Here is an 8,441-nt window from a genome sequence, read left to right as displayed (position 1 = left end):
CCGAACCGTCTGGGCGATGCGACCAACGTGTTCCTGGCCTCGGCCGAGCTGGCGGCGGTCGCCTCCATCCTCGGCAAGCTGCCGACCGTCGAGGAGTACATGGGCTACGCGCAGAACATCGACAGCATGGCTGCCGACATCTACCGCTACCTGTCCTTCGACCAGATCGCCGAGTACAAGGATGCTGCCGCCAAGGCCAACATCCCGGTGCTGCAGGCCTGAGTCCGGTAAGCGCTAAACCGCTGTAGGAAAAAGCCCCGCCCCGTGCGGGGCTTTTTCTTTCCTGCATCCTGCACTGGCCGCAGGCCAACGCTGGCATGCGGCTTGCTTAAAGCTCATCATCAGAACGCTCCAACGGCGGAGTCGTTCACGACAATGGCGTCGTATTCGGCTGTCGCCTCGCGCGATGATCGATACGGCGTTTTTTTGTTCAGCGATGGAACAAATGCGATGACCGACCACCAAGCAACGCCTCGCCCTGACGCCCTGGCCTGGGCCGCCGGCTCGGATGCTCCGGAAAAGAACGTTCTCGACCTCGGCTTCATGGCCCTGGCCGACTCGGCGCCCCTCATCGTCGCCGCCACCCAAGGCTTCGCCCAACCCTACGGCCTCACCCTCAACCTGCGCCGCCAGGCGTCCTGGGCCGGCCTGCGCGACAAGCTGCTCAGCGGCCAGCTGGACGCCGCGCAGATGCTCTACGGCCAGATCTACGGCATCCACCTCGGCCTCGGCAGCCCGGCCACCGCCATGGCCATCCTCATGGGCCTCAACCAGAACGGCCAGTCGATCAACCTGAGCAGCGCCCTGCGCGGGGCCGGCGTGACCACTGGCGAAGCACTGCGCCAGCGCACGCACCAGAGCGGTGCACGCCTGACCTTCGCCCATACCTTCCCCACCGGCACCCACGCCATGTGGCTGTACTACTGGCTGGCGAGCCAGGGCATCCACCCACTGCGCGACGTGCACAGCGTGGTGGTGCCGCCGGCGCAGATGGTCGCCCACCTGCGCGCCGGACGCATCGACGGCTTCTGCGCCGGCGATCCCTGGGGTGCCCACGCGGTGGACGAGAATCTCGGCTTCACCATCGCCACCAGCCAGTCGATCTGGCCGGATCACCCGGAGAAGGTCCTGGGCGTCACCCGCGAGTTCGTCGAAGAATGCCCGAACAGCGCCCGCGCCTTGACCATGGCCCTGCTCGAGGCCAGTCGCTTCATCGACGAGAGCGTGGAGAACCGCCGCAGCACCGCCCAGCTGCTCAGCGCCGCCGAGTTCGTCAACGCACCGGTGAGTACCCTCGAGCCGCGCTTCCTCGGCCACTACCAGGACGGCCTCGGCCATGCCTGGCTGGACGCCCACCCGCTGCGCTTCTTCGCCGACGGCGCGGTGAACATGCCCTACCTGTCCGATGGCATCTGGTTCCTGACCCAGTTCCGCCGCTGGGGTTTCCTGCGCGACGATCCGCAGTACCATGAGCTGGCCAGCCAGGTGCATCAACTCGAGCTGTACCGCGAGGCCGCCAGCGCCTTGGGCATCGCCGTGCCGCAGCCGATGCGTCGCTCCATACTGGAAGACGGCAAGGTCTGGGACGGCAGCGATCCGGTCGCCTATGCCCACAGCTTCGCCCTGCACGCGCTGGCCGAACGCCAGTCGCTGGCCCTTTGACCCCGGAGCCTGCCTATGCTGCGCATCCTCCTGATCAACGACACCGCGAAGAAGGTCGGCCGCCTGAAGACCGCGCTGAACGAGGCCGGCTTCGAGGTGATCGACGAGTCCGGCCTGACCGTCGACCTGCCGGCGCGGGTGGCCGCCGTGCGTCCGGACGTCATCCTCATCGACAGCGAATCGCCCGGCCGCGACATGATGGAGCAGGTCTGCCTGCTCAGCCGCGACCAGCCGCACCCCATCGTCATGTTCACCGACGAGCACGACCCCGGCGTGATGCGCCAGGCCATCCAGTCCGGGGTCAGCGCCTACATCGTCGAAGGCATCCACGCCCAGCGCCTGCAACCGATCCTCGACGTGGCCATGGCCCGCTTCGAGAGCGACCAGGCCCTGCGCGCCCAGCTCAACGCCCGCGACCAGCAGCTCGCCGAGCGCAAGCGCATCGAACTGGCCAAGGGCCTGTTGATGAAGATGCGCCAGTGCAACGAGGAAGACGCCTACACCCTGATGCGCCGCCAGGCGATGAGCAAGCAGCAGAAGCTGATCCAGGTGGCCGAGCAGATCATCTCGATGCACGAGATGCTGGGCAACTGACACCCCACCCGCTCTCCCCGAGGGTGTCCACGCTGCCGCGTGGGCACCGCATCTGTCGCAACCCCGACATCGCCCGCCAGCATGGCGCGATCGCTACAGCCGCCAGGCTCCCGCCGCTTCAAGCCAGACCGAGAAACTTCAGCGTCGCCCGGTACAGCTTGTCGCCCCCGCAGACCAGCACCAGCGAGTCGCCCGAACGCGCCGAGCCGAGGATATTGGTCAGGTCGCGGGTCAGGCGGAACGGATTGTCCAGCACCGCCACCTGCACGTCGGCGCCCTCCGGCAGGGCGCGGTCGGCGACCAGCTGGTCGGGGCTCCTGGTCACCGTGATGCTGAATTTCTTGCTACCGAACTGGGTGTCGAGAAACTCGCTGCCAACCGAGCGTTGCGTGCCTATCCTGAGACTGACTGCTTTCATGAACTGCACTCTGTGACTGGAAGGACGAACTCCCAGCACTAACCGCGCCAGCTTCTCGCCAGACGCTTGCAGCCGCTGGTCGGCCAGCGTATGGTGCTCCGGCAGGCCAGCGCACTGGCCAACGTCGCTCGGACGGTTCCGGGCGCTTACGTCTTCTGAGGAAATCATGGCCGAACAAGCCAAGCGCCGTTTTGCGCGCATCGATCGTCTCCCCCCCTACGTCTTCAATATCACCGCCGAGCTGAAGATGGCCGCCCGCCGCCGTGGCGAGGACATCATCGACTTCAGCATGGGCAATCCCGACGGCGCCACGCCGCCGCACATCGTCGAGAAGATGGTGCAGGTCGCCCAGCGCGAAGACACCCACGGCTACTCCACCTCCCGCGGCATCCCGCGCCTGCGCCGCGCCATCTCGCGCTGGTACAAGGATCGCTACGACGTGGAGATCGATCCGGACAGCGAAGCCATCGTCACCATCGGCTCCAAGGAAGGCCTGGCGCACCTGATGCTGGCCACCCTCGACCATGGCGACACCGTGCTGGTGCCCAATCCCAGCTACCCGATCCACATCTATGGCGCGGTGATCGCCGGCGCCCAGGTGCGCTCGGTGCCGCTGGTGCCCGGCGTGGACTTCTTCGCCGAGCTGGAACGGGCGATCCGCGAGGCGATCCCCAAGCCGAAGATGATGATCATCGGCTTCCCCTCCAACCCCACTGCGCAGTGCGTGGAGCTGGACTTCTTCGAGCGTGTGGTAGCGCTGGCCAAGCAGCACGGCATCCTCGTGGTGCACGACCTGGCCTACGCCGACATCGTCTACGACGGCTGGAAAGCGCCGTCGATCATGCAGGTGCCGGGCGCCAAGGACGTCGCCGTGGAGTTCTTCACCCTGTCGAAGAGCTACAACATGGCCGGCTGGCGGATCGGCTTCATGGTCGGCAACCAGGAACTGGTGAGCGCCCTGGCGCGGATCAAGAGCTACCACGACTACGGCACCTTCACCCCGCTGCAGGTGGCTGCCATCGCTGCGCTGGAAGGCGACCAGCAGTGCGTGCGCGACATCGCCGAGCAGTACCGCGAACGCCGCAACGTGCTGGTCAAGGGGCTGCACGAGATCGGCTGGATGGTCGAGAAGCCCAAGGCATCCATGTACATCTGGGCGAAGATCCCGGAGGCCTACGCCCATCTCGGCTCGCTGGAGTTCTCCAAGAAGCTGCTGGCCGAGGCCAAGGTGTGCGTCTCGCCGGGCATCGGCTTCGGCGACTACGGCGACGACCACGTGCGCTTCGCGCTGATCGAGAACCAGGACCGCACCCGCCAGGCGATCCGCGGCATCAAGGCGATGTTCCGCGCCGACGGCCTGCTCGAGGCCAAGGCCCGCAAGGAGCCCTGAAGTTGACCACCGACGCCCGCAAAGCGGGCGTCGGTGCCCCCGCCTGACGCGCACCAATAGCGCACGAGCCGCCCGCAACACGCGCACCGCCGCCCCACCCCCTCTCCGAACGCCCCTGACCGCGCCCTCCCGCTTCTTCGCAACAAACTACAAGTCGCTGATTTTCCGAACATTTTTCCATGCGACTCAGATAATCCGGCCATCGACGAAAAACCTGGCAAGCCACTTGCAACAGTCACCGTACATCCGTCTTCGGATCGCCAACGGCGGTGATCGGGACGAACTGACAAAGACGTCAAAAGCCAGCTGATCCCAGCATGATCGGCTCGTTTGCGACGTCTTTTTTCGTTTCTGACCTTAGGGAAATCACCATGCACGATCGCCGTCGCTCCATCAAAAACACCCTGGCCAAGCTGACCTGCGCCGCCAGCCTGCTTCTTGGCAGCGCCATTGCCCTGGCCGCCGATCCGGAAAAGGAACAACTCAAGCTCGGCTTCATCAAGCTCACCGACATGGCCCCGCTGGCCATCGCCTACGAGAAGGGCTTCTTCGAGGACGAAGGCCTCTACGTCACCCTCGAGGCGCAGGCCAACTGGAAGGTGCTGCTCGACCGGGTGATCACCGGCGAACTGGACGGCGCGCACATGCTGGCCGGCCAGCCGCTGGGCGCCACCATCGGCTTCGGCACCAAGGCCGAGGTGGTCACCGCCTTCTCCATGGACCTCAACGGCAAGGGCATCACCGTGTCCAACGCCGTCTGGGAGGAAATGAAGAAGCACGTGCCGATGGAAAACGGCAAGCCGGTCCACCCGATCAAGGCCGACGCGCTCAAGCCGGTGATCGACAAGTACAAGGCCCAGGGCAAGCCGTTCAACCTGGGCATGGTGTTCCCGGTCTCCACCCACAACTACGTGCTGCGCTACTGGCTGGCCGCCGGCGGCATCAACCCGGGCCTGTACGCCCCGGAAAAAGGCGACACCAGCGGCCAGATCAACGCCGACGCCCTGCTCTCGGTGACCCCGCCGCCGCAGATGCCGGCGACCATGGAGGCCGGCACCATCAGCGGCTACTGCGTGGGCGAGCCGTGGAACCAGCAGGCGGTGTTCAAGGGCATCGGCGTGCCGGTGGTGGCCGACGTGCACATCTGGAAGAACAACCCGGACAAGGTGTTCGGCGTTTCCAAGGCCTGGGCCGACGCCAACCCGGAAACCCACAAGCGCCTGGTCAAGGCGCTGATCCGCGCCGCCAAGTGGCTGGACGAGAACAACAACGCCAACCGCGCCGAAGCGGTGGAGATCCTCTCGCGTCCCGAGTACGTCGGCGCCGACGCCAAGGTGATCGCCAACTCGATGACCGGCACCTTCGAGTACGAGAAGGGCGACAAGCGTGACGTACCGGACTTCAACGTGTTCTTCCGTCACAACGCGACCTACCCCTACTACTCCGACGCCATCTGGTACCTGACCCAGATGCGCCGCTGGGGGCAGATCGGCGAGACCAAGCCGGACAGCTGGTACTTCGAGACCGCCAAAAAGGTCTACCAGCCGCAAACCTACCAGAGCGCCGCCGCCGAGCTGGTCGCCGAGGGCAAGGCGCAGGCCGCCGACTTCCCGCCGGCCAGCGAGGAAGGCTTCCGCGCACCGACCAACGAGTTCATCGACGGCATCACCTACGACGGGCGCCAGCCGAATGCGTACATCCAGAGCTTCAAGATCGGCCTGAAGTCCGACTCCAGCCTGTGATGCCCGACCCGTCCCGGGAGCCGGCCACGCCGGCTCCCCACTGCACAGAGGAACAGACGATGAGCAACCCCGCCGTCGCCCAACCGATCAAGGACACCATCAAGTCCGCCCAGAAGGCCGCGCTGGTCCAGCGCTGGACACCCATCCTGCTGCTGCCCGCCGCCGGCATCCTGGTTTTCCTGATGTTCTGGCAGGTCGTCGCCGGCAGCATCGATACCAGCCTGGGCAAGTTCCCCGGCCCGGTGCAGGTGGCCAGCCAGTTCTCCAGCCTGGTCGAGGAGCACTTCGCCGAGCAGCGCAAGGCCGACGAGTTCTACGAGCGCCAGGAAGTGCGCAACGCCGAACGCCTGGCCAAGGATCCCGACGCCAAGGTCACCGTGCGTCCCTATACCGGCAAGCCGACCTTCTTCAAGCAGATCCTCACCAGCCTGTACACGGTGATGAGCGGCTTCGCCATCGCCTCGCTGCTGGCCATCCCGCTGGGCATCGTCTGCGGACTGAGCAAGCCGATCTACACCGCCATCAACCCGCTGATCCAGGTGTTCAAGCCGGTTTCGCCGCTGGCCTGGCTGCCGCTGGTGACCATGGTGGTCAGCGCCGTCTACACCAGCGCCGATCCGCTGCTGGCCAAGTCCTTCGTCACCTCGGCGTTCACCGTGGCGCTGTGCTGCCTGTGGCCGACGGTGATCAACACCACGGTCGGCGTCGCCGCCCTCGACAAGGACCTGCTCAACGTCAGCCGCGTGCTCAGCCTGTCGCCGCTCGACCACGTGCGCCGCATCGTGCTGCCCGCCGCCATCCCGATGATCTTCACCGGCCTGCGCCTGTCGCTGGCCACCGGCTGGATGGTGCTGATCGCCGCCGAGATGCTGGCGCAGAACCCGGGCCTCGGCAAATTCATCTGGGACGAGTTCCAGAACGGCAGCTCCAACTCCCTCGGCCGCATCATGGTCGCCGTGCTGACCATCGGCCTGATCGGCTTCGTCCTCGACCGCCTCATGCTCCTGCTCCAGCGCCGCGTCAGCTGGGACAAGAACGCCGACCTGCGCTAAGCGCCCTCAATCAGGAGTCTGCCATGAACAACGCACACCTCGAACTGACCGGCGTCGGCATCAGCTTCCCCACCGACAAGGGCCTGTTCTGCGCCCTCTCGAACGTCAACCTGAAGATCGCCAAGGGCGAGTTCGTTTCGCTGATCGGCCACTCCGGCTGCGGCAAGTCCACCGTGCTCAATATCGTCGCCGGCCTCTACCAGGCCAGCACCGGCGGGGTGATCCTCGACGGCAAGGAGGTCAACTCCCCCGGCGCCGAGCGCGCGGTGGTGTTCCAGAACCACAGCCTGTTGCCCTGGCTGACCTGCTACCAGAACATCGAACTGGCCGTGCAGCAGGTGTTCAAGGGCAAGAAGAGCAAGGCCGAGATGCGCGAGTGGATCGAGCACAACCTCGAGCTGGTGCACATGACCCACGCCCGCGACAAGCGCCCCAGCGAGATCTCCGGCGGCATGAAGCAGCGCATCGGCATCGGCCGCGCGCTGGCCATGCAGCCCAAGGTGCTGCTGATGGACGAGCCGTTCGGCGCCCTCGACGCGCTGACCCGCGCCCACCTGCAGGACTCGCTGATGGAGATCCACGCCGAGCTCGGCAACACGGTGATCATGATCACCCACGACGTCGACGAGGCCGTGTTGCTCTCCGACCGCATCGTGATGATGAGCAACGGCCCGTCGGCCACCGTGGGCGACATCCTCGACGTCCGCCTCGCCCGGCCGCGCGAGCGCATGGCGCTGGCCCACGATCCGCGCTACCACGAGTACCGCGCCGCGGTGCTGGAGTTCCTCTACCAGCGTCAGCGCCGGCCGGCGGCCTGAGTGCCCCGCGCCCGGTCCCGCCAGGGCCGGGCAGCCGGGAGGCGGAGCGTCCGCCCCGGCAACCTGGGCTATACCTGTGGAGACTCGCCATCCCGACAGGAGCGTCACCGATGCCATCCCCTACCCGCACCCTGCTCCCCGCCGTCTCGCTCGCCTTGCTGGCCGCCCTCCCGCCGGCCCAGGCGGCCGACGACGCCCTGCTCGCCCGCGGCCGCTATCTGGTGCAGATTTCCGGCTGCAACGACTGCCACACCTCCGGCTACCTGATGGGCCCGGACAAGGTGCCGGAAAGCGACTGGCTGAAGGGCGACAGCCTCGGCTGGTACGGCCCCTGGGGCACCACCTACCCGAGCAACCTGCGCCTGGCGCTGAGCGACCTCAGCGAAAGCCAGTGGCTGGCCCTGGCGCGCGGCGCCAACTTCCGCCCGCCGATGCCCAACCAGACCCTGCACCGCATGACAGACGACGACCTGCGCGCCATCTACCAGCTGGTCAAGCATCTCGGCCCGGCCGGCGCGCCGGCACCCATGGCCCTGCCGCCCGGCGACCTGCCCGAAGGCCCGGTGGTGATGTTCCCCATGCCACCGGCCGCCAACAAGTAGCCCAGCAGGCAAGTAGCCAAAGAGCCAGGCCAACGCCCCTTCGCGGCGCACGACGCGCCGCGACGCCCCGTTTTGAATCACCAGCGCCGGCCGTGAAGCGCCCGGAAGCCTGATTTCGGGCTTTTCGCAACCCTGGCACAGCTCTTGCTCTATCTCTGGCAAA

9 protein-coding genes are annotated in these 8,441 nt (G+C 66.4%); 8 read left to right on the top strand and 1 reads right to left on the bottom strand.

The features are described 5' to 3' along the window. The 3 genes from LMJ29_RS19735 to LMJ29_RS19725 all read left to right on the top strand — a co-directional run. On the top strand, positions 1 to 222 hold a 222-nt coding region (locus LMJ29_RS19735), incomplete at its 5' end, for a hypothetical protein (RefSeq protein WP_229607220.1). Positions 223 to 450: 228 nt separating this feature from the next. Next, positions 451 to 1,662, top strand: a complete 1,212-nt coding sequence (locus LMJ29_RS19730; protein ID WP_229607219.1) for a CmpA/NrtA family ABC transporter substrate-binding protein — start codon at positions 451 to 453, stop codon at positions 1,660 to 1,662. Positions 1,663 to 1,677: 15 nt separating this feature from the next. Further along, on the top strand, positions 1,678 to 2,256 hold the full coding sequence (locus LMJ29_RS19725; protein WP_229607218.1) for an ANTAR domain-containing response regulator: 579 nt from the start codon (positions 1,678 to 1,680) through the stop codon (positions 2,254 to 2,256). A gap of 118 nt (positions 2,257 to 2,374) precedes the next feature. On the opposite strand, the gene LMJ29_RS19720 is transcribed toward LMJ29_RS19725, so the two are convergent. Next, on the bottom strand, positions 2,375 to 2,674 hold the full coding sequence (locus LMJ29_RS19720) for a hypothetical protein (RefSeq protein ID WP_229607217.1): 300 nt from the start codon (positions 2,672 to 2,674) through the stop codon (positions 2,375 to 2,377). Positions 2,675 to 2,840: 166 nt separating this feature from the next. On the opposite strand from LMJ29_RS19720, the gene alaC reads away from it, so the two are divergent. The 5 genes from alaC (at position 2,841) to LMJ29_RS19695 (ending at position 8,278) form a co-directional block, all read left to right on the top strand. Further along, a complete protein-coding gene (gene alaC / locus LMJ29_RS19715; protein ID WP_229607216.1) occupies positions 2,841 to 4,064 on the top strand; it encodes an alanine transaminase in 1,224 nt (407 codons plus the stop codon). Between the two features lie 371 nt (positions 4,065 to 4,435). Then, on the top strand, positions 4,436 to 5,806 hold the full coding sequence (locus LMJ29_RS19710) for a CmpA/NrtA family ABC transporter substrate-binding protein (RefSeq protein WP_229607215.1): 1,371 nt from the start codon (positions 4,436 to 4,438) through the stop codon (positions 5,804 to 5,806). Positions 5,807 to 5,865: 59 nt separating this feature from the next. Next, positions 5,866 to 6,858, top strand: a complete 993-nt coding sequence (locus LMJ29_RS19705; protein WP_229607214.1) for an ABC transporter permease — start codon at positions 5,866 to 5,868, stop codon at positions 6,856 to 6,858. 23 nt (positions 6,859 to 6,881) lie between these two features. Further along, positions 6,882 to 7,676, top strand: a complete 795-nt coding sequence (locus LMJ29_RS19700) for an ABC transporter ATP-binding protein (RefSeq protein WP_229607213.1) — start codon at positions 6,882 to 6,884, stop codon at positions 7,674 to 7,676. Positions 7,677 to 7,786: 110 nt separating this feature from the next. Next, positions 7,787 to 8,278 carry a cytochrome C gene (locus tag LMJ29_RS19695; RefSeq protein ID WP_229607212.1) on the top strand — a complete coding sequence of 164 codons (492 nt, stop codon included), beginning with the start codon at positions 7,787 to 7,789 and terminating at the stop codon, positions 8,276 to 8,278. The last annotated feature ends 163 nt before the right edge of the window (positions 8,279 to 8,441 follow it).

This window comes from Pseudomonas oryzagri, from assembly GCF_020831405.1.
GTDB lineage: Bacteria > Pseudomonadota > Gammaproteobacteria > Pseudomonadales > Pseudomonadaceae > Geopseudomonas > Geopseudomonas oryzagri.
This window is presented reverse-complemented; position numbering and strand designations above follow the sequence as displayed.